Genomic DNA, 17,239 nt, shown 5'->3' on the forward strand with positions numbered 1-17,239 from the left:
CCAAGAAAACGACTCCGAAAGAAGTCGCTTTTATCGAAAATTGGATTAACAACTACCCTAAAAAATGCTTGGACTACAAGTCGCCAAGTGAATTTCTTTTGGGTGGCTAACTTCAACTTGAAATTTGAGTTTTTGAGTAAAATAAAAACGCCTGCTTACGAAATTATTCTATCTTAGAGTAATTTCGTAAACAAGCGTCCAATCAACATGATGAGTGTTACCGCTGAGACAAGCTCAGCGGTAGACCAGAGCTAGACTAAGAATCAGAATAGGATTCCATCATCATAACACTCAACAAAATTGATGATCTTATACAAGTTCGATAATTGCCATTGGTGCAGCATCACCACGACGTGGTTCAGTTTTAAGGATACGAGTATATCCACCATTACGTTCTGCATAACGAGGTGCAATTTCAGAGAACAATTTTTGAAGTGCTGTAGTAGAAGTGTACTTATCAGTTGCTTCATCATAGTTTTCAGATGCAATTTCGTTACGAACAAATGCTGCTGCTTGACGACGTGCGTGCAAATCACCACGTTTACCAAGTGTGATCATTTTTTCAACTGTTTTACGGATTTCTTTAGCACGAGCTTCAGTTGTAACGATTGATTCGTTGATCAAAAGGTCAGTTGTCAAATCGCGCAACATTGCTTTACGTTGTGAGCTAGTGCGTCCTAGTTTACGGTATGCCATGATTTCCTCCTATATTATTTATCTTTTTTCAATCCTAGACCAAGATCAGCCAATTTAACTTTAACTTCTTCAAGACTCTTGCGACCAAGATTGCGCACTTTCATCATTTCTGGCTCAGTTTTCTCTGTCAAGTCGAATACAGTATTGATGCCTGCACGTTTCAGACAGTTATATGAGCGAACAGATAGATCCAATTCTTCAATCGTACGATCAAGCATACGATCATCTGAAGCCACTTCAGCTTCTTTCATCACTTCTGCAGATTTTGCAACTTCAGTCAAGTCAGTGAAGAGACCTAAGTGCTCCATCAAAATGCGTGCAGAAAGACCTAAAGCATCTTCTGGAATAATGGTGCCATTTGTGTTGATTTCAAGTGTTAATTTGTCAAAACCATCGTTGCTACCAACACGAGCTGGTTCAACTTGATAATTGACTTTCTTCACTGGCGTATAGATAGAATCTACAGCAAGTGTTCCCACTGGTGCATCATCTTTCTTATTACCCTCAGCTGGTACATAACCACGACCTGAATTGACAGTCAAAACAGCTTTAAAAGTGGCACCATCAGCAATGGTAAAGAGATAATGGTCAGGGTTTACAATTTCAATGTCACTATCTGTAAGAATGTCTCCTGCTGTTACTTCAGCTGGACCTACTACATCAAGTTCAATTTTCTTTTCGTCTTCGACATAAGATTTTACAGCAATGCCTTTGATGTTAAGAATAATTTGCATAACATCTTCACGAACACCTGGAACTGTGTCGAATTCGTGGAGTACACCATCAATTTTAATTGATGTTACTGCAGCACCTGGAAGTGAGGCAAGAAGTACACGACGAAGAGAGTTACCAAGAGTTGTACCGTAACCACGTTCTAATGGTTCGATCACAAATCTGCCGTAATCTTTATTTTCATCAATTTTTGTTATTGTTGGTTTTTCAAACTCAATCATTTCTTACTCCCTCTTAAACGAAAAGCTGTGTATGGAATGTATGATTATACACGGCGACGTTTTGGAGGACGAGCACCATTGTGTGGTACAGGAGTCACATCACGAATTGCTGTTACTTCAAGACCAGCGGCAGCAAGAGCGCGGATAGCAGACTCACGACCTGAACCTGGGCCTTTAACGGTAACTTCAACTGTTTTAAGACCGTGTTCTTGTGCAGATTTAGCAGCTGCTTCTGAAGCCATTTGAGCTGCGAATGGTGTAGATTTACGAGAACCTTTGAAACCAAGAGCACCAGCTGATGACCAAGCAATAGCGTTACCATGCACATCAGTAATCATAACAATAGTGTTATTAAATGTAGCGTGAATATGAGCAATACCAGATTCGATATTCTTTTTCACACGACGTTTACGTGTTGGTTTAGCCAATTTTTCTACCTCCTATATTATTTTTTCTTACCTGCAATCGCAACAGCTTTACCTTTACGAGTGCGGGCATTGTTTTTAGTGTTTTGTCCACGGACAGGAAGTCCACGACGGTGACGGATACCACGGTATGAACCGATTTCCATCAAACGTTTGATGTTCAAGTTAACTTCACGACGGAGGTCACCTTCAACTTTGATTGCATCAACTTCGCGACGAATAGCATCTTCTTGATCTGATGTCAAATCTTTCACGCGTACATCTTCTGAAATACCTGCAGCTGCAAGAATTTTTTTAGATGTTGCAAGACCGATACCATAAACATAAGTTAATGAAATAACTACACGTTTGTCATTTGGAATGTCAACTCCAGCAATACGAGCCATGTTTTCTCCTTTCTATTTCTTAACCTTGACGTTGCTTGTGTTTAGGGTTTGCTGGGCAAATCACCATAACACGACCATTACGACGAATAACTTTGCAGTATTCGCAAATTGGTTTGACCGATGGTCTTACTTTCATGTTTAATCCCTCCAAGTATTTCGACTATTTAAAGCGGTATGTGATACGTCCACGTGTCAAGTCGTATGGACTAAGCTCAACAGTTACGCGGTCACCGACCAAAATACGAATGTAGTTTTTACGGATTTTACCTGAAACAGTTGCAAGGACTTGGTGTCCGTTCTCCAACTCAACAGTAAACATAGCATTTGGCATTGTATCGACTACTTTGCCTTCAATTTCAATCACATCTTCTTTTGCCATGCAAAAGTAACCCCTCTCTAAATATCGATTTGATGTCCTCTGAACACAGAGGTAACAATTATAAGTCAGACTAGGCTATTTTATCATCTTTGTATAAAAAATGCAAGCCAAATCTATTAGTTTATTGCAATTTTGATAGTACTGTATCAATTGCTTGGAAAACAAGGTCAATGTCTTGGTCTCCTTCAATATCATGGACCAGCCCTTTTGCACGATAATGATCAATGATTGGCTGTCCTTGTGCGATATTGACTTCTAAACGACGTTTGACAGATTCTGGCTTGTCATCTTCACGTTGATAGAAGTCTTCCTCTTTGTAGTCTCCAACAGGTGGATTGAATACTTTGTGGAAAGTCTCTCCGGTTTCTTTATGAATAATACGACCGCTGAGACGCTCTACCAATTTTGAAGGATCAATCTCAATATTGATAACACCTTGCAACTCAATTCCTAAGTCAGCCAAATTTTCATCCAAGGCATGGGCTTGTTCAATCGTACGAGGATAGCCATCTAGCAAAAAGCCTTTTTCCTTGATGTCATCCTGAATCAAACGTTCTTTGACAATGCCATTAGTAACTTCATCGGGAACGAGGTCCCCCTTATCGATGTACGACTTGGCAAGAATACCCATTTCAGTCTGATTGGCCATTGCTGCACGGAACATATCTCCTGTTGAAATATGAGCAACATTGAATTTCTCAACAATCTTGGCCGCTTGTGTCCCTTTACCAGCACCTGGTAAACCCATAATTAAAAGATTCATGACAAACTCCTTATTTTGTTTTCACATAAATTTGCCATTATTGACAAACTTATCTAAAAACAAAATAGAAGGTTGACTAGGTCAACCTATATTCTATTCTGTAATTTCTAAGAAACCTACATATTTTCTCTTAAGAAGGTAGCCTTCTAATTGCTTGATGCCTTCGATACTTGTAGAGATTACGATAATCAAACTTGTACCAAGGAACGCAATGCTTGAAGAAAGCCCAAAGAGATTTTGCGCAAGGATAGGCAACAAAGCTACAAAACTCAAGAAGAGTGCACCGATTACTGCCAATCTTGTCAATAATTTTGACAAAAACTGTTCAGTGCCATTACCAGGACGAACTCCATGGATATAGGCTGCACTTTTCTGAAGGCTTTCTGCAGTCTTCTCAGGATTTACTTGAACAAAGGTGTAGAAGAATGTAAAGGCAATAATTAAACCTGCATATACAATCATACCTTTAGCAGTTGAATAATCAAAGTATTCCTGAACCGTCAATAACCACCCGGCACTCTTATTTTGACTTGCGAAATATTGAATCAAAGAAGTTGGAACTGCAGTGATTGAGCCTGCAAAGATTACGGGAATAACTCCTGCTGGATTCAATTTCAGCGGTAAATATGAGCTAGAAGGTGCTCCTTGTGCACGTTTTGTATATTGAATTGGTAATTTATATTCTGCTTGTTGTACAAAAGTTGTAAAATACACAACAAAGAATATTAATACGACGAGTGCAGCAACAAAGATTGCTGACTCCCCCAAACGACTTGATTCAATATTAACAAAGCGATCAATGTAAATCTCGTGAAAAGTCCCTGGTAGTGATGAAATGATACCCGCGAAGATAATCATTGATGTACCATTACCATAGCCCTTTTCAGAAATTTGTTCCCCCAACCAGGTTACAATAATTGAACCTGTTGTCAAAATTGATCCAATCAACAAATATGTTTGCCAATTTAGTGGCATATTGGTCAATTTTGCACCAGACAAGGCATTAAAGCCTGCTGTAATACCAATCGATTGAACAAATGCCAGTACCAAAGAAATGTAGCGTGTTGCCTGATTCAGTTTACGACGACCAACTTCACCTTGCTTACCCCATTCAACAAATTTAGGTAAAATATCCATTTGCAAAAGTTGAACAATGATGGAAGCTGTAATATAAGGACTAACCCCTAGTGCGAAAACTGAGAAATTGCGCATAGCATTTCCCGAAACCAAGCTCAACATGTTCAAAAATGGAACATTTGACAAGGCTTCAAGACTCTTTGCGTTTACTCCTGGTACTGTAATGTGGGTTCCTACGCGGAAGACAAAAAGGATAAAGATAGTAAATAGAATTTTACTACGTACCAATTTTACCTTTAAGGCATCTTTTAAAAGTTTAAAAAACATAGGCTGTCACCTCTTAGATGACTTCTACTGAGCCACCTTTAGAAGTGATTGCTTCTTCAGCTGATTTAGAGAATTTAGCAGCTTTAACTGTCAATTTCTTCGTTAATTCACCGTTACCAAGAATTTTAATTCCTGATTTTTCAGCTTTAACGATTCCAGCTTCGATAAGCACAACTGGTGTTACTTCTGCACCATCTTCAAAAGCGTTCAATTGATCAAGGTTAACGATTGCGTACTCTTTAGCGTTGATATTTGTAAATCCACGTTTTGGAAGACGACGGAACAATGGAGTTTGTCCACCTTCAAAACCTGGGCGAACACCGCCACCGCTACGAGCTTTTTGACCTTTTTGACCACGGCCAGATGTTTTACCGTTACCTGATGATGTACCACGACCTACACGGTTGCGGACTTTACGAGAACCTGTAGCAGGTTGTAATTCATGAAGTTTCATTATTATTTCTCCTCTTTTATATGCTAGCGCCTGTGAAGTACAAGAGTCTTCCTCCACAAACTCGCTGTATGTAAATATGTAAAATGGACTAGAAGTCGCAAAGATTTCTCTATGCGACTTAGTCTATTTGTTAGATTATTTAACTTCTTCTACAGTTACCAAATGAGAGATAGCGTTAACCATTCCAAGAATAGCTGGGTTATCTTCTTTAACAACTGAAGAGTTCAATTTACCAAGTCCAAGTGCAACAACTGTTTTACGTTGTTCTGGTTTGCGACCGATTGGAGACTTAGTCAAAGTGATTTTAATTTGAGCCATGAGTATCTCCTTTCTTATGCTAAATCAGAAACTGAGATGCCACGAAGTGCAGCCACTTCTTCAGCACGTTTCAATTGTTTCAAACCTTCAACTGTTGCGCGAACGATGTTGATTGGTGTGTTTGAACCAAGTGACTTAGAAGTCACATCTGCAATACCTGCCAATTCGATTACGGCACGAGTTGCACCACCGGCAGCAACCCCAGAACCTTCTGAAGCAGGTTTCAACAATACACGAGCGCCACCAAATTCTGAGCGAACTTCGTGAGGGATTGTTGTACCAACCATTGGTACCTCAATCATGTTTTTCTTAGCAGATTCAACTGCTTTACGGATAGCTTCTGGTACTTCTTGAGCTTTACCAGTACCGAAACCTACGCGACCGTTACGGTCACCAACAACCACAAGAGCTGCAAAACGAAGACGACGTCCACCTTTAACAACTTTTGTAACACGGTTGATGGCTACTACGCGTTCTTCAATTTCAACTGCGTTATCTTTGAATGCCATTTCTTAGTGTCCTCCCTATTAGAATTTCAATCCGTTTTCACGAGCTGATTCAGCCAAAGCTTTCACACGTCCGTGATAGAGATATCCACCGCGGTCAAAGACCACTTCAGAAATACCTTTAGCTACCGCGCGTTCAGCAACGAGTTTACCTACAACAACAGCTTGTTCTGTCTTAGTACCTTTTGAAACTTCTTTATCAAGAGTAGAAGCGCTTGCGAGCGTTACACCCGCTACGTCATCAATCACTTGAGCGTAGATGCCTGTATTAGAACGGAAAATGTTCAAACGTGGGCGAGCAGCAGTTCCAGAGATTTTACCGCGAACGCGACGGTGGCGTTTTTGGCGGATTTTGTTTTTATCTGGTTTTGAAATCACAATATTCACCTCTTAATGTATGATTCTGTTTCTTACGAAACAATTTGAGAAATAGTCAGCCAGGTGGCTAAGCCACCTCAGCAAGCTATTATTTACCTGTTTTACCTTCTTTACGGCGAACGAATTCACCAACGTAGCGGATACCTTTACCTTTGTATGGCTCAGGAGCGCGAAGGCTACGGATGTAAGCTGCTGTTTGACCAACAACTTCTTTGTTGATACCAGACACGACGATTTGTGTTGGTGTTGGAACTTCAAATGTGATACCTTCTGGTGCAACCACTTCATCTGGATGTGATTTACCAACAGCAAGTGTCAATTTGTTACCAGCCAATTGAGCACGATAACCGACACCACGCATTTCAAGTTCTTTTTTGAAGCCTTCAGAAACACCAACAACCATGTTGTTGAGGTTAGCACGGCTAGTACCGTGAATAGTCTTCATTTCTTTTGAATCGTTTGGACGGTGAAGAGTTACTTCTGCACCTTCCACACGGATTTCAATAGCAGTTGGGAATTCACGAGTCAATTCCCCTTTAGGTCCTTTTACAGTTACCACGCCGTTGTTTTGAGCAAGCTCAACACCAGCAGGCAATGTAATTACTTTATTACCAATACGTGACATATTTTTTAATTCTCCTGTTAAATTATCAAGCCGTCTAGCGACTAGTTTTCACGGGGTGAACAAGATACAAAGCCGTTAAGCAACTCGAAGAAAAATAGGAAACTCGACTGCTGATGCTTGAGCATCTAAGGAGAGTTTATCTTTTTTCAAAGAGTTGTAGGCGTGTTCAATTAGTGAATCTTGTTCTAGTTTGGTTTCATAATACCTTCAAATCAGATTGTTAGATTTGAACACGCACGAAGAACTGGTCCTCTCGCGTTTTGTATCATGCTTTTAGGTTTTAATTTCTAAATGTGACAAGGCAGAGCGACGCAGGCTATACTCGAGTATGCCAAGACGCTCTAACACAGGCACATGACGAAATTGGAAGCTAAAAGATTACCAAACGTATGCGATAACCTCGCCACCAACGTTCTTTTGACGAGCTTGTTTGTCAGTCAAAAGACCTTCTGATGTTGAGATGATTGCGATACCAAGTCCGTTAAGAACTTTTGGAATATCTTCACGTTTTGAGTAAACACGAAGACCTGGTTTTGAAACGCGTTTCAAGTTAGTGATAACTTTTTCACCGTTTGGTCCGTATTTCAAGAATACACGGATGATGCCTTGTTTGTCATCTTCGATGAATTCAACGTTTTTCACAAAACCTTCGTTTTTAAGGATTGTAGCAATACCTTTTTTGATGTTTGATGCAGGAACTTCAAGCACTTCGTGTTTTGATTGGTTAGCGTTACGAATACGTGTCAAAAAATCTGCAAGTGGGTCAGTCATAACCATTTGTTGTTTCTCCTCTTACTAGCAGTTTGATTAGATCACTTGCTAGTTAATGTGTGCCTGATAGGCAATGCAAAGTTTGAATTTGCTAGTATGATGCTATTGCATCCTAACATTTGAACTCGGGCTACGGCCTGTGTGAAAAAGATAACTCTATCTAGAACGCAAGCGTTCTTCGCTAGAGTTCCTATTTTCACTTTGTCCGTCACGCCCTTAGTATCATGTTTTAATTGAGTTCGAGCTACAAGCTTAGCAAAGAAGATAGATTTTCCTAGAAGTAAACTTCATCGTCAAATCTCCTATCTTTGCGTTGGTTGCTAAACGCTCTCACATCTTATTTTACCAAGAAGCTTTTGTTACGCCAGGAATTTGTCCAAGGTAAGCCAAGTCGCGGAAGCATACACGGCACAATTTGAATTTGCGGTAAACTGAGTGTGGACGTCCACATTTTTCACAGCGTGTGTAAGCTTGTGTAGAGAACTTAGCTGGGCGTTTGTTCTTAGCGATCATTGATTTTTTAGCCATTTATTCTCTCCCTCTTATTTTGCAAACGGCATACCAAGGCCAGTAAGCAATGCACGTGATTCTTCGTCAGTGTTAGCAGTTGTAACGATAACGATATCCATACCGCGAGTCTTATCAACATCGTCGAAGTTGATTTCTGGGAAGATCAATTGCTCTTTCACACCAAGTGTGTAGTTACCACGTCCGTCAAATGACTTAGTTGGTACACCGTGGAAGTCACGTACACGTGGAAGTGAAACTGTAACCAATTTGTCCAAGAACTCATACATACGTTCGCCACGAAGAGTTACTTTCGCACCGATCGCAACACCCTCACGAAGACGGAAGCCGGCGATTGATTTCTTAGCTTTAGTGATAAGTGGTTTTTGACCTGAGATCAAAGCCAATTCTTGAGCAGCTTTCTCAAGGTTTTTAGCGTTAGAAACAGCGTCACCAACACCCATGTTCAAAACGATCTTATCAACTTTTGGCACAGCCATAACTGAAGAATAGTTAAATTGTTCGGTCAAAGCAGGAACTACTTCATTAAGATATTTTTCTTTTAAACGATTTGCCATTATACTTCTCCTTTCCTTCGTGATTAATCAAGCACTTCGCCTGATTTTTTGTTGTAGCGAACTTTTTTGCCGTCTACAAACTTGTAACCAACGCGTCCTGCAACACCATTTTTGTCAAGAACTTGAACGTTTGACACATGGATTGGAGCTTCTTTTTCAACGATAGCGCCTTGAGGGTTTTCGCTGTTTGGTTTTTGGTGTTTCTTAACGATGTTAACACCTTCAACAATAACTTTGTTTACTTTTGGAAGTGCTGTTACGACAACTGCTTCAACGCCTTTGTCTTTACCAGCGATTACGCGAACTTTATCGCCTTTTTTTACAAACATTTGATTTCTCCTATGATTTCTTACGCCCTAATGGGCACCCTGGTTAGTAATTTAACCAGGGGACTTAGTTTGTTTTCTAGTTTACTAAATCCGTCACAGACTTCGTTAGTTTGTTTTGATGTACCCAAGTACTATCTACAACAAACTGCCTAGTCTGTAACAAATTCCCTAAAACTATTTGATTAAAGTACTTCTGGTGCCAATGAAACGATTTTCATGAAACCGCCATCACGCAATTCGCGTGCCACTGGGCCAAAGATACGAGTTCCGCGAGGGTTTTTGTCTTCACGGATGATAACTGCAGCATTCTCATCGAATTTGATGTATGAACCATCAGCACGACGAGCACCTGTCTTAGTACGAACGATAACGGCTTTAACAACGTCACCTTTTTTAACCGCACCACCAGGAGTAGCTTGTTTTACTGAAGCAACGATGATGTCGCCGATATTCGCGAATTTACGTCCTGAACCACCAAGAACTTTGATTGTCAAGATTTCACGTGCGCCACTGTTGTCAGCAACTTTCAAACGAGTTTCTGTTTGAATCATGTCAATTTTCTCCTTTCAGGTTGATTAAATGATAACTGCCTCTTCCACAACTTCTACAAGACGGAAACGTTTTGTAGCTGAAAGTGGGCGAGTTTCCATGATACGAACGATATCGCCTTCTTTAGCAACATTGTTTTCATCATGAGCTTTGTACTTTTTAGAGTAGTTAATACGTTTACCATAGACTGGGTGGTTACGTTTAGTTTCAACTACAACTGTGATTGTTTTGTCCATTTTGTCAGATACTACGCGTCCAACAAGAACTTTACGATTATTGCGTTCCATTGAAATTCTCCTTTCCCAATCTATTATTTAGTTTCAGATTGCACAGTTTTGATACGCGCAATTTGTTTCTTCACTTCGTTTAAACGAGCAGTTTGCTCAAGTTGACCAGCAGCAGCTTGGAAACGAAGTTCGAAGAGTTCTTTCTTCAATTCGTTTTCTTTCTTAGCAAGTTCTTCTTGAGAAAGGCCACGAAGTTCTTTTACAAAATCTTTAATTTCTTGAAGTTTCATGTCTTCTCCTTATTCTGCTTCACGTTTTACGAATTTAACTTTAACTGGTAATTTGTGACCAGCAAGGCGGAATGCTTCGCGAGCGATTTCTTCAGAAACGCCAGCTACTTCAAACATAACCTTACCGCGTTTAACTGGAGCTACCCAACCTTCAGGAGCACCTTTACCAGAACCCATACGTACACCGATAGCTTTAGCAGTGTATGATTTGTGTGGGAAGATCTTGATCCAAACTTTACCACCACGTTTCATGTAACGCGTCATAGCGATACGGGCAGCTTCGATTTGGCGGTTTGTAATCCATGAGCTAGTAGTTGCTTGAAGACCGTATTGACCAAAGTCTACTTGTTTTCCACCTTTAGCTTCACCGCGCATTTTTCCACGGAATTCACGACGGTGTTTTACACGTTTAGGTACTAACATTTGTTATTTACCTCCTTTAGTGTTTTTACGAGCTGGAAGAACTTCACCACGGTAGATCCATACTTTAACACCAAGTTTACCGTAAGTTGTTAAAGCTTCTTCCCAAGCGTAGTCGATATCCGCACGAAGTGTATGAAGAGGAACAGTTCCTTCTGAGTAGCCTTCTGCACGGGCAATATCAGCACCGTTCAAACGACCAGAAACTTGTGTTTTGATACCTTTTGCACCAGCGCGCATTGCACGTTGGATAGCTTGTTTTTGAGCACGGCGGAATGCCACACGTTGCTCCAATTGACGAGCGATTGACTCACCAACAAGGTGTGCATCCAAATCAGGTTGTTTGATTTCGATGATGTTGATGTGTACTTGCTTACCAGTCAATTTGTTCAATTGAGCACGAAGTGCATCAACGTTGCTACCAGCTTTACCGATAACCATACCTGGCTTAGCAGTGTGGATAGAAACGATTACTTTATTTACAGCACGTTCGATTTCGATTGTTGATGTTGACGCATCAGCCAATTCTTTTTTGATAAAGTTGCGGATTGCAAGATCTTCATGAAGGTAATCCGCGTATTCTTTTTCAGCATACCATTTAGCATCCCAATCACGGATGATGCCAACACGCATACCAATTGGATGTACTTTTTGACCCACGTTTTTACCTCCTTATTTCTCTGCCACAACTACAGTGATGTGAGCTGTGCGTTTGTTGATTGGTGAAGCAGAACCTTTCGCACGTGGACGGAAACGTTTCAACGTTGGTCCTTCATTTGCGAATGCTTCGCTGACTACCAAGTTAGCTTTTTCCAAACCAAAGTTGTTTTCAGCGTTAGCGATTGCTGAGTTCAAAACTCCCTCGATAATGCCTGCAGCTTTGTTTGGTGTGAATTTCAAGATTGCGATTGCGTCTGCTACGCTTTTGCCACGGATGTTATCCAAGACAAGACGTGATTTACGAGGTGAAACACGTACTGTGCGAGCAGTTGCTTTAGCTGAAGTAATTTCTGCCATTGTGTTTTCCTCCTAAATTATTTACGACGAGTTTTCTTGTCGTCAGCAGCATGACCTTTGTAAGTACGAGTTGGTGCAAATTCACCAAGTTTGTGACCTACCATGTCTTCTTGAATGTATACAGGTACGTGTTTACGTCCATCGTAAACTGCGATTGTATAACCGATGAAACTTGGGAAGATCGTTGAACGACGTGACCAAGTTTTAATTACTTTTTTCTTTTCGTCGTTTGCTTGAGCTTCAACTTTTTTCATCAAATGCTCATCGACGAAAGGTCCTTTTTTAAGACTACGTCCCATTTTAGTGTTTTCTCCTTTAAAATATGTACCACAGCGGCTTGTCCGCAAAATAGCGGACTACCGAGTTGGCGGATGATATAGAATGCTAAGCAACTAAAAATAGATTATTTTTGGTTGCGACGACGAACGATAAGTTTGTCAGATTTAGCTTTCTTGTTACGAGTTTTCAAACCAAGAGCTGGTTTACCCCATGGTGTAGATGGTGCTTTACGACCAACTGGTGCTTTACCTTCACCACCACCGTGTGGGTGATCGTTAGGGTTCATTACAGAACCGCGAACTGTTGGACGGATACCTTTCCAACGGCTACGACCTGCTTTACCAAGGTTAACAAGGCCATGTTGTTCGTTACCTACAGTACCAACAGTAGCACGGCAAGTACCAAGGATCATACGAACTTCACCTGATTGAAGGCGAACAAGAACGTATTTACCTTCTTGACCAAGAACCTGTGCAGATGCACCAGCAGCACGAACCAACTCACCACCGCGACCTGGTTTCAGCTCGATGTTGTGAACAACAGTACCGACTGGGATGTTTGCAAGTGGAAGTGCGTTACCAACTTTGATATCTGCTTCTGGACCTGAAACGATGCGTTGACCAACTTCAAGACCTTTAGGAGCAATGATGTAAGCTTTAACACCGTCTGTGTAGTGTACAAGAGCGATGTTTGCTGAACGGTTTGGATCGTACTCGATAGTTTTAACGATTGCTTCAACGCCATCTTTGTTACGTTTGAAGTCTACCAAACGGTAGAAACGTTTGTGACCGCCACCTTGGTGACGAACAGTGATGCGACCGTTGTTGTTACGACCAGCTTTGCTCTTCAAAGCAACAAGCAAGCTTTTTTCTGGAGTGCTTGTTGTGATTTCAGCGAAGTCCAAAGAAGTCATGTTACGACGGCCATTTGTCGTTGGTTTATAAACTTTAATACCCACGTTAATTCCTCCTTTGATTATTCAGCGTCAGCTGTAGCGAACAATTCGATCGCTTTTGAATCAGCAGCCAATGTGATGATTGCTTTTTTCACTTTGTTTGTGCGACCTACATAACGACCTACGCGTTTTGTTTTAGGTTTCACGTTGATTGTGTTAACATTTGCAACTTTAACACCCTCAAATGCAGCTTCAACAGCTTGCTTAATCAAGAGTTTGTGTGCACGAGTGTCAACTTCAAATACATACTTGCCTGCTTCGAGTTGGCCCATTGAGCTTTCTGTGATGACAGGTTTTTTGATAACATCATACAAATTCATTATGCAAGAACCTCCTCAATTTTAGAGATAGCTGCTTGAGTTACAAGAAGTTTGTCTGCATTTGCGATGTCAAGTACGCTTGCAGTTGTTGCAGTTGCAACTTTAACTCCTGGGATGTTACGAGCAGAAAGAGCTGCGAATTCGTTGCCTTCTTCAAGAATAACAAGGACTTTAGAATCAATGCTCAATGCTGCAAGTACTTTTGCAAATTCAGCAGTTTTTGGAGCTGTGAATTCAAGTGAGTTAACAGCTACAAATTTGTTTTCAGCAACTTTTTCTGAGTAAACAGATTTAAGTGCCAAGCGACGAACTTTTTGTGGAAGTTTGTACGCGTATGAACGTGGAGTTGGTCCGAAGACTACGCCACCGCCACGCCATTGTGGTGAACGGATAGAACCTTGACGAGCACGTCCAGTTCCTTTTTGACGCCATGGTTTGCGTCCGCCACCTGAGACTGCTGAACGGTTTTTAACTGCGTGAGTACCTTGACGAAGGCTAGCACGTTGGCTGATGATCACATCAAATACAACTGCTTGGTTTGGCTCGATACCAAAGATCGCATCGTTAAGAACTACTTCACCAGCTTGTTTACCAGTTTGGTCAAATAATGTTACGTTTGCCATTTCGACTGATTTCCCCTTTCCTTATTATTTACCAGCTTTAACTGCTGACTTGATAGTGATAAGAGATTTCTTAGCACCTGGTACGTTACCTTTGATAAGGATAACGTTCTTTTCTGGAACAACTTGTACAACTTCAAGGTTTTGAATTGTTACACGGTTGCCGCCCATGCGACCTGCAAGGTTTTTACCTTTGAATACACGGTTAGGTGCAACAGGACCCATAGAACCTGGACGACGGTGGTAACGAGAACCGTGAGCCATAGGACCACGTGATTGACCATGGCGTTTGATAACACCTTGGAAACCTTTACCTTTAGATGTACCAGTTACATCAACAACATCACCAGCTGCGAAAGTTTCAACTGTAATTTCTTGTCCAACTTCCAAGCCTTCAATGTTTTTGAATTCACGAATGAAGCGCTTAGGAGCTGTGTTAGCTTTAGCTACATGGCCTTTGGCAGGTTTGTTGCTCAATACTTCACGTTTGTCATCAAAACCAACTTGAACTGCTGCATAACCATCAGTTTCAACTGTTTTCACTTGAAGAACAACGTTTGGAGTTGCTTCGATGACAGTAACAGGGATAAATTCACCAGATTCAGTGAAGATTTGAGTCATTCCCACTTTTTTCCCTAAGATTCCTTTTGTCATGAGAAAAATATTCCTTTTCTTATTTTATAGTTAAAAAGTTTTTAACGAGCGTTTTTTATGCTCAAAATCAATTAAAGTTTGATTTCTACGTTTACACCACTTGGAAGATCCAATTTCATCAAAGCATCAACTGTTTTTTGAGTTGGGTTGATGATGTCGATCAAACGTTTGTGTGTACGCATTTCGAACTGCTCACGAGAGTCTTTATACTTGTGAGTCGCACGGATGATTGTGTAGAGGCTACGTTCTGTTGGAAGTGGAACTGGACCTGCTACTTGAGCACCTGTACGTGTTGCAGTTTCAACGATTTTTGCAGCTGCTGTATCAAGTGTACGGTGTTCGTACGCTTTCAAGCGGATGCGGATTTTTTTGTTTGCCATCTTTTTCTCCTTTTCGTCTATTTAACATAATAGGCTAGCTCCACAAGAAAACCAACACGTGTTGCGTGGCAATGCAACCGAGCGTGTCGCAACCTCTTGCATCAAAGCTACAGCCGTAATTTTTACGGCACTAGAACATTCTACCAGATTCTACTTGTCATTGCAAGAGTTTTTACTCAAAAATTCAAAAAATCCCAAAACTTTTATTTCAGGATTCTTCATTACTTCTATCCATTATGTCTAATATGACCAAAATATTTTTATCAGCCAGTAGATGCCTCTCTAATTCCTCACTCAGCCTCTTACTTCTTTCTGTAAAACTATCTTTCATCTGGCCTCCCTTTTGATTTTCAGGCTCATGATAAAAAGGTCCACTGGACCTTAATTCGCTTTCTTGTTTTCAGGCTCATGATAAAAAGGTCCACTGGACCTTAATTCGCTTTCTTGTTTTCAGGCTCATGATAAAAAGGTCCACTGGACCTTTTTATTCCTCTTCCATAAAGCTGTTAAAGACTTCTTCAATCATATCCCATTCTGCTGTTGCGTCTTCTGGGATAGGTTGCAAATCGCCTTCTGTGCCATTCTCATTCTCAATGTATGAGTAGGCTTGGATTTCAACTTCTCCGTTCTCATCTTCTTCTGCACTTGCAGGGATTAAGAGGACGTAGTTTTTACCAAATTCTTCTTGACCGTCAATCGTCAATAAGATTTCAAAAAGTGTTTCGTTACCTTGGTCGTCTACCAAAGTAATCAATTCACGTTCGTCGTGATTGTGGTCGTGTTCATGGTCATGATGATGTGCCATTAGAATCTCCTTTAAAATGTTCTATCTAAATAATTTTGTAAAATCAGCTGAGCTGCTAATTTATCAATAACTTTCTTGCGTTTTCCTCGGCTGATATCCGCTTGCTCAATCAGCATCCGTTCTGCTGCAACAGTTGTTAAACGTTCATCCTGATAATCAACTGGAAGTTTATAACGCTCAGTCAATAAATCACCGTAAGTTTGACTAGCTTCCACACGTGGACCACTAGTATTATTCATATTCTTGGGCAAGCCTACAACAAATTTATCAACCTTGTACTGTTCTACAAGTTCGGTCAAACGCTCCAGACCGAATTCGCCCTTTTCCTCATCGATTGGGATGATTTCCAACCCTTGGGCCGTGAAGCCTAACGGATCTGAAATGGCTACACCAACTGTCTTGGAACCGACGTCTAATCCCATTATTCTCATTAGAGGTCAATCCCATTCCCTTTCAAATAGTAGCGCACCAATTCTTCAATGATTTCATCTCGTTCATGCTTACGAATCTGATTGCGGGCATCATTATAGCGGGGAATATAAGCAGGGTCCCCACTTAATACATAGCCAATGATTTGGTTAATCGGATTATAGCCCTTTTCCTCTAGCGAACGATAAACACTAGTCAATGTTTTGCTGATTTCTTGTTTATCTGTGTCATCTAGGCGAAAACGAACGGTTTCTTCGGTAAATCCCATACTTACACCTTCTTTCCCTATTTTTTACATTATATCACAAATTTTAATTATTCTCAAAAAATGCGCAAAAAGAACCCCAAAAGAGTCCTTTTGTACATCTTATAGAGCTGCTCTCATACGAGCTTGAGCATTTTCAACATTGCGCACTGCACGTGGCAAGAAAGCGCGTATATCATCTTCTTTATAGCCCACTTGAAGTCGTTTCTCATCAATCAAGATTGGACTCTTCAAAATACGTGGATTAGAGGTAATTAAATCAATGACCTCATTCACACTCAACTCTTCAATATCAAAGTCCAGACTCTTTGCATAACGGTTTTTTGACGATACGATACTTGCAATACCATTCTCTGTTTTTGTTAAGATGTTTAGGATTTCTTCCTTAGTAATGGCTTCCTTCGCAAGATTATGCTCATTATAAGATAATTGGTGAGCATTTAACCAATTTTTCGCTTTCTTACAAGAAGTACAACTAGATACAGTATAAATTTTAATCATGTAGTCACTCCTTTGCTACATTTTATTAAGCACATTATAGACTATTATATCATAAA

At 40.6% G+C, this 17,239-nt stretch carries 34 protein-coding genes and 1 pseudogene; 1 reads left to right on the forward strand and 34 read right to left on the reverse strand.

The window, feature by feature from the left end; all coding sequences use genetic code 11:
• Positions 1 to 110 (forward strand): annotated as a pseudogene (locus ODU46_RS08095) (IS30 family transposase); the annotation flags it as partial.
• Positions 111 to 309: 199 nt separating this feature from the next.
• On the opposite strand, the gene rplQ reads toward ODU46_RS08095, so the two are convergent.
• The 34 genes from rplQ to spx form a co-directional block, all read right to left on the reverse strand.
• Positions 310 to 696 (reverse strand): 50S ribosomal protein L17, encoded by a 387-nt coding sequence (gene rplQ, locus ODU46_RS08100; RefSeq protein ID WP_000331493.1) that lies wholly within the window; start codon positions 694 to 696, stop codon positions 310 to 312.
• Between the two features lie 14 nt (positions 697 to 710).
• The gene (locus tag ODU46_RS08105; protein ID WP_004195512.1) at positions 711 to 1,649 is read right to left on the reverse strand and encodes a DNA-directed RNA polymerase subunit alpha; all 939 of its coding nucleotides are present in this window, start codon (positions 1,647 to 1,649) and stop codon (positions 711 to 713) included.
• A gap of 44 nt (positions 1,650 to 1,693) precedes the next feature.
• A complete protein-coding gene (rpsK, locus tag ODU46_RS08110) occupies positions 1,694 to 2,077 on the reverse strand; it encodes a 30S ribosomal protein S11 (protein WP_004195509.1) in 384 nt (127 codons plus the stop codon).
• A gap of 17 nt (positions 2,078 to 2,094) precedes the next feature.
• Complete coding sequence (rpsM, locus tag ODU46_RS08115) at positions 2,095 to 2,460, reverse strand: 30S ribosomal protein S13 (protein ID WP_002936622.1); 366 nt, start codon at positions 2,458 to 2,460, stop codon at positions 2,095 to 2,097.
• Between the two features lie 19 nt (positions 2,461 to 2,479).
• Positions 2,480 to 2,596 (reverse strand): 50S ribosomal protein L36, encoded by a 117-nt coding sequence (gene rpmJ / locus ODU46_RS08120; protein ID WP_001808836.1) that lies wholly within the window; start codon positions 2,594 to 2,596, stop codon positions 2,480 to 2,482.
• Positions 2,597 to 2,620: 24 nt separating this feature from the next.
• Positions 2,621 to 2,839: a translation initiation factor IF-1 gene (infA, locus tag ODU46_RS08125; RefSeq protein WP_002936627.1), complete on the reverse strand. Its 219-nt coding sequence runs from the start codon at positions 2,837 to 2,839 to the stop codon at positions 2,621 to 2,623.
• 121 nt (positions 2,840 to 2,960) lie between these two features.
• Complete coding sequence (locus ODU46_RS08130; protein ID WP_024385065.1) at positions 2,961 to 3,602, reverse strand: adenylate kinase; 642 nt, start codon at positions 3,600 to 3,602, stop codon at positions 2,961 to 2,963.
• 93 nt (positions 3,603 to 3,695) lie between these two features.
• Positions 3,696 to 5,006: a preprotein translocase subunit SecY gene (secY, locus tag ODU46_RS08135; protein ID WP_014637293.1), complete on the reverse strand. Its 1,311-nt coding sequence runs from the start codon at positions 5,004 to 5,006 to the stop codon at positions 3,696 to 3,698.
• Positions 5,007 to 5,019: 13 nt separating this feature from the next.
• On the reverse strand, positions 5,020 to 5,460 hold the full coding sequence (rplO, locus tag ODU46_RS08140) for a 50S ribosomal protein L15 (protein ID WP_002936637.1): 441 nt from the start codon (positions 5,458 to 5,460) through the stop codon (positions 5,020 to 5,022).
• A gap of 135 nt (positions 5,461 to 5,595) precedes the next feature.
• Positions 5,596 to 5,778, reverse strand: a complete 183-nt coding sequence (gene rpmD / locus ODU46_RS08145) for a 50S ribosomal protein L30 (protein WP_002936638.1) — start codon at positions 5,776 to 5,778, stop codon at positions 5,596 to 5,598.
• A gap of 14 nt (positions 5,779 to 5,792) precedes the next feature.
• The gene (rpsE, locus tag ODU46_RS08150) at positions 5,793 to 6,287 is read right to left on the reverse strand and encodes a 30S ribosomal protein S5 (RefSeq protein ID WP_002936639.1); all 495 of its coding nucleotides are present in this window, start codon (positions 6,285 to 6,287) and stop codon (positions 5,793 to 5,795) included.
• Between the two features lie 18 nt (positions 6,288 to 6,305).
• Positions 6,306 to 6,662 carry a 50S ribosomal protein L18 gene (gene rplR / locus ODU46_RS08155; RefSeq protein ID WP_002936641.1) on the reverse strand — a complete coding sequence of 119 codons (357 nt, stop codon included), beginning with the start codon at positions 6,660 to 6,662 and terminating at the stop codon, positions 6,306 to 6,308.
• An 88-nt stretch (positions 6,663 to 6,750) separates the two neighbouring features.
• On the reverse strand, positions 6,751 to 7,287 hold the full coding sequence (gene rplF / locus ODU46_RS08160; protein ID WP_004195502.1) for a 50S ribosomal protein L6: 537 nt from the start codon (positions 7,285 to 7,287) through the stop codon (positions 6,751 to 6,753).
• Positions 7,288 to 7,665: 378 nt separating this feature from the next.
• On the reverse strand, positions 7,666 to 8,064 hold the full coding sequence (gene rpsH / locus ODU46_RS08165) for a 30S ribosomal protein S8 (RefSeq protein ID WP_398579486.1): 399 nt from the start codon (positions 8,062 to 8,064) through the stop codon (positions 7,666 to 7,668).
• A gap of 336 nt (positions 8,065 to 8,400) precedes the next feature.
• Positions 8,401 to 8,586, reverse strand: a complete 186-nt coding sequence (locus tag ODU46_RS08170; RefSeq protein ID WP_002936651.1) for a type Z 30S ribosomal protein S14 — start codon at positions 8,584 to 8,586, stop codon at positions 8,401 to 8,403.
• A gap of 14 nt (positions 8,587 to 8,600) precedes the next feature.
• Positions 8,601 to 9,143, reverse strand: a complete 543-nt coding sequence (gene rplE / locus ODU46_RS08175) for a 50S ribosomal protein L5 (RefSeq protein WP_002936653.1) — start codon at positions 9,141 to 9,143, stop codon at positions 8,601 to 8,603.
• 23 nt (positions 9,144 to 9,166) lie between these two features.
• On the reverse strand, positions 9,167 to 9,472 hold the full coding sequence (gene rplX / locus ODU46_RS08180; RefSeq protein ID WP_002936656.1) for a 50S ribosomal protein L24: 306 nt from the start codon (positions 9,470 to 9,472) through the stop codon (positions 9,167 to 9,169).
• Between the two features lie 182 nt (positions 9,473 to 9,654).
• A complete protein-coding gene (gene rplN, locus ODU46_RS08185; RefSeq protein ID WP_002936658.1) occupies positions 9,655 to 10,023 on the reverse strand; it encodes a 50S ribosomal protein L14 in 369 nt (122 codons plus the stop codon).
• 24 nt (positions 10,024 to 10,047) lie between these two features.
• A complete protein-coding gene (rpsQ, locus tag ODU46_RS08190; RefSeq protein WP_000440801.1) occupies positions 10,048 to 10,308 on the reverse strand; it encodes a 30S ribosomal protein S17 in 261 nt (86 codons plus the stop codon).
• Positions 10,309 to 10,331: 23 nt separating this feature from the next.
• A complete protein-coding gene (gene rpmC, locus ODU46_RS08195) occupies positions 10,332 to 10,538 on the reverse strand; it encodes a 50S ribosomal protein L29 (protein ID WP_002936659.1) in 207 nt (68 codons plus the stop codon).
• A gap of 9 nt (positions 10,539 to 10,547) precedes the next feature.
• On the reverse strand, positions 10,548 to 10,961 hold the full coding sequence (gene rplP, locus ODU46_RS08200) for a 50S ribosomal protein L16 (protein WP_002936660.1): 414 nt from the start codon (positions 10,959 to 10,961) through the stop codon (positions 10,548 to 10,550).
• A gap of 3 nt (positions 10,962 to 10,964) precedes the next feature.
• Complete coding sequence (gene rpsC / locus ODU46_RS08205) at positions 10,965 to 11,618, reverse strand: 30S ribosomal protein S3 (protein ID WP_002936661.1); 654 nt, start codon at positions 11,616 to 11,618, stop codon at positions 10,965 to 10,967.
• Positions 11,619 to 11,630: 12 nt separating this feature from the next.
• Complete coding sequence (gene rplV, locus ODU46_RS08210; RefSeq protein ID WP_002936662.1) at positions 11,631 to 11,975, reverse strand: 50S ribosomal protein L22; 345 nt, start codon at positions 11,973 to 11,975, stop codon at positions 11,631 to 11,633.
• Between the two features lie 17 nt (positions 11,976 to 11,992).
• The gene (gene rpsS / locus ODU46_RS08215) at positions 11,993 to 12,274 is read right to left on the reverse strand and encodes a 30S ribosomal protein S19 (protein ID WP_000533766.1); all 282 of its coding nucleotides are present in this window, start codon (positions 12,272 to 12,274) and stop codon (positions 11,993 to 11,995) included.
• A 104-nt stretch (positions 12,275 to 12,378) separates the two neighbouring features.
• Entirely contained in the window at positions 12,379 to 13,212 is an 834-nt protein-coding gene (gene rplB / locus ODU46_RS08220) for a 50S ribosomal protein L2 (RefSeq protein WP_002936663.1), read from the reverse strand.
• Between the two features lie 17 nt (positions 13,213 to 13,229).
• Positions 13,230 to 13,529, reverse strand: a complete 300-nt coding sequence (locus ODU46_RS08225; protein WP_004195491.1) for a 50S ribosomal protein L23 — start codon at positions 13,527 to 13,529, stop codon at positions 13,230 to 13,232.
• Positions 13,529 to 14,152, reverse strand: coding sequence for a 50S ribosomal protein L4 (gene rplD / locus ODU46_RS08230; protein ID WP_004195490.1), 624 nt, complete (start codon positions 14,150 to 14,152; stop codon positions 13,529 to 13,531). The genes ODU46_RS08225 and rplD overlap by 1 nt, the downstream gene beginning before the upstream one ends.
• A 24-nt stretch (positions 14,153 to 14,176) precedes the next feature.
• Positions 14,177 to 14,803: a 50S ribosomal protein L3 gene (gene rplC / locus ODU46_RS08235; RefSeq protein WP_011921686.1), complete on the reverse strand. Its 627-nt coding sequence runs from the start codon at positions 14,801 to 14,803 to the stop codon at positions 14,177 to 14,179.
• A 71-nt stretch (positions 14,804 to 14,874) separates the two neighbouring features.
• The gene (gene rpsJ / locus ODU46_RS08240) at positions 14,875 to 15,183 is read right to left on the reverse strand and encodes a 30S ribosomal protein S10 (protein ID WP_002939332.1); all 309 of its coding nucleotides are present in this window, start codon (positions 15,181 to 15,183) and stop codon (positions 14,875 to 14,877) included.
• A 208-nt stretch (positions 15,184 to 15,391) separates the two neighbouring features.
• Positions 15,392 to 15,514 carry a hypothetical protein gene (locus tag ODU46_RS08245; RefSeq protein WP_266578202.1) on the reverse strand — a complete coding sequence of 41 codons (123 nt, stop codon included), beginning with the start codon at positions 15,512 to 15,514 and terminating at the stop codon, positions 15,392 to 15,394.
• A 153-nt stretch (positions 15,515 to 15,667) separates the two neighbouring features.
• On the reverse strand, positions 15,668 to 15,988 hold the full coding sequence (locus ODU46_RS08250; RefSeq protein ID WP_002939343.1) for a DUF1292 domain-containing protein: 321 nt from the start codon (positions 15,986 to 15,988) through the stop codon (positions 15,668 to 15,670).
• Positions 15,989 to 15,999: 11 nt separating this feature from the next.
• Positions 16,000 to 16,419: a Holliday junction resolvase RuvX gene (gene ruvX / locus ODU46_RS08255; RefSeq protein ID WP_398579487.1), complete on the reverse strand. Its 420-nt coding sequence runs from the start codon at positions 16,417 to 16,419 to the stop codon at positions 16,000 to 16,002.
• Positions 16,419 to 16,685, reverse strand: coding sequence for an IreB family regulatory phosphoprotein (locus tag ODU46_RS08260; protein ID WP_002939360.1), 267 nt, complete (start codon positions 16,683 to 16,685; stop codon positions 16,419 to 16,421). Before ODU46_RS08260 ends, ruvX begins: the two co-directional genes overlap by 1 nt.
• Positions 16,686 to 16,784: 99 nt before the next feature.
• Positions 16,785 to 17,183 (reverse strand): transcriptional regulator Spx, encoded by a 399-nt coding sequence (gene spx / locus ODU46_RS08265; RefSeq protein WP_002939362.1) that lies wholly within the window; start codon positions 17,181 to 17,183, stop codon positions 16,785 to 16,787.
• Positions 17,184 to 17,239: the final 56 nt, after the last annotated feature.

The sequence above is a fragment of the Streptococcus sp. 2020WUSS089 genome (assembly GCF_044427405.1).
Classification (GTDB): Bacteria; Bacillota; Bacilli; order Lactobacillales; family Streptococcaceae; genus Streptococcus; species Streptococcus hashimotonensis.

Coding starts and splice junctions, on each gene's coding strand:
- rpmC (WP_002936659.1), bottom strand. CDS start 10,538: ATGAAACTTCAAGAAATTAAAGATTTTGTAAAAGAACTTCGTGGCCTT.
- rplC (WP_011921686.1), bottom strand. CDS start 14,803: ATGACAAAAGGAATCTTAGGGAAAAAAGTGGGAATGACTCAAATCTTC.
- ODU46_RS08260 (WP_002939360.1), bottom strand. CDS start 16,685: ATGGGATTTACCGAAGAAACCGTTCGTTTTCGCCTAGATGACACAGAT.
- rpsJ (WP_002939332.1), bottom strand. CDS start 15,183: ATGGCAAACAAAAAAATCCGCATCCGCTTGAAAGCGTACGAACACCGT.
- rpsS (WP_000533766.1), bottom strand. CDS start 12,274: ATGGGACGTAGTCTTAAAAAAGGACCTTTCGTCGATGAGCATTTGATG.
- rplV (WP_002936662.1), bottom strand. CDS start 11,975: ATGGCAGAAATTACTTCAGCTAAAGCAACTGCTCGCACAGTACGTGTT.
- rpmD (WP_002936638.1), bottom strand. CDS start 5,778: ATGGCTCAAATTAAAATCACTTTGACTAAGTCTCCAATCGGTCGCAAA.
- rpsM (WP_002936622.1), bottom strand. CDS start 2,460: ATGGCTCGTATTGCTGGAGTTGACATTCCAAATGACAAACGTGTAGTT.
- ODU46_RS08250 (WP_002939343.1), bottom strand. CDS start 15,988: ATGGCACATCATCATGACCATGAACACGACCACAATCACGACGAACGT.
- ODU46_RS08130 (WP_024385065.1), bottom strand. CDS start 3,602: ATGAATCTTTTAATTATGGGTTTACCAGGTGCTGGTAAAGGGACACAA.
- rplQ (WP_000331493.1), bottom strand. CDS start 696: ATGGCATACCGTAAACTAGGACGCACTAGCTCACAACGTAAAGCAATG.
- ruvX (WP_398579487.1), bottom strand. CDS start 16,419: ATGAGAATAATGGGATTAGACGTCGGTTCCAAGACAGTTGGTGTAGCC.
- rplX (WP_002936656.1), bottom strand. CDS start 9,472: ATGTTTGTAAAAAAAGGCGATAAAGTTCGCGTAATCGCTGGTAAAGAC.
- rpsH (WP_398579486.1), bottom strand. CDS start 8,064: ATGGTTATGACTGACCCACTTGCAGATTTTTTGACACGTATTCGTAAC.
- rplD (WP_004195490.1), bottom strand. CDS start 14,152: ATGGCAAACGTAACATTATTTGACCAAACTGGTAAACAAGCTGGTGAA.
- ODU46_RS08105 (WP_004195512.1), bottom strand. CDS start 1,649: ATGATTGAGTTTGAAAAACCAACAATAACAAAAATTGATGAAAATAAA.
- rpsE (WP_002936639.1), bottom strand. CDS start 6,287: ATGGCATTCAAAGATAACGCAGTTGAAATTGAAGAACGCGTAGTAGCC.
- rpmJ (WP_001808836.1), bottom strand. CDS start 2,596: ATGAAAGTAAGACCATCGGTCAAACCAATTTGCGAATACTGCAAAGTT.
- rplP (WP_002936660.1), bottom strand. CDS start 10,961: ATGTTAGTACCTAAACGTGTAAAACACCGTCGTGAATTCCGTGGAAAA.
- secY (WP_014637293.1), bottom strand. CDS start 5,006: ATGTTTTTTAAACTTTTAAAAGATGCCTTAAAGGTAAAATTGGTACGT.
- ODU46_RS08225 (WP_004195491.1), bottom strand. CDS start 13,529: ATGAATTTGTATGATGTTATCAAAAAACCTGTCATCACAGAAAGCTCA.
- spx (WP_002939362.1), bottom strand. CDS start 17,183: ATGATTAAAATTTATACTGTATCTAGTTGTACTTCTTGTAAGAAAGCG.
- rplO (WP_002936637.1), bottom strand. CDS start 5,460: ATGAAACTTCATGAATTACAACCTGCTACAGGTTCTCGTAAAGTCCGC.
- infA (WP_002936627.1), bottom strand. CDS start 2,839: ATGGCAAAAGAAGATGTGATTGAAATTGAAGGCAAAGTAGTCGATACA.
- rpsQ (WP_000440801.1), bottom strand. CDS start 10,308: ATGGAACGCAATAATCGTAAAGTTCTTGTTGGACGCGTAGTATCTGAC.
- rplF (WP_004195502.1), bottom strand. CDS start 7,287: ATGTCACGTATTGGTAATAAAGTAATTACATTGCCTGCTGGTGTTGAG.
- ODU46_RS08245 (WP_266578202.1), bottom strand. CDS start 15,514: ATGAAAGATAGTTTTACAGAAAGAAGTAAGAGGCTGAGTGAGGAATTA.
- rplE (WP_002936653.1), bottom strand. CDS start 9,143: ATGGCAAATCGTTTAAAAGAAAAATATCTTAATGAAGTAGTTCCTGCT.
- rplN (WP_002936658.1), bottom strand. CDS start 10,023: ATGATTCAAACAGAAACTCGTTTGAAAGTTGCTGACAACAGTGGCGCA.
- ODU46_RS08170 (WP_002936651.1), bottom strand. CDS start 8,586: ATGGCTAAAAAATCAATGATCGCTAAGAACAAACGCCCAGCTAAGTTC.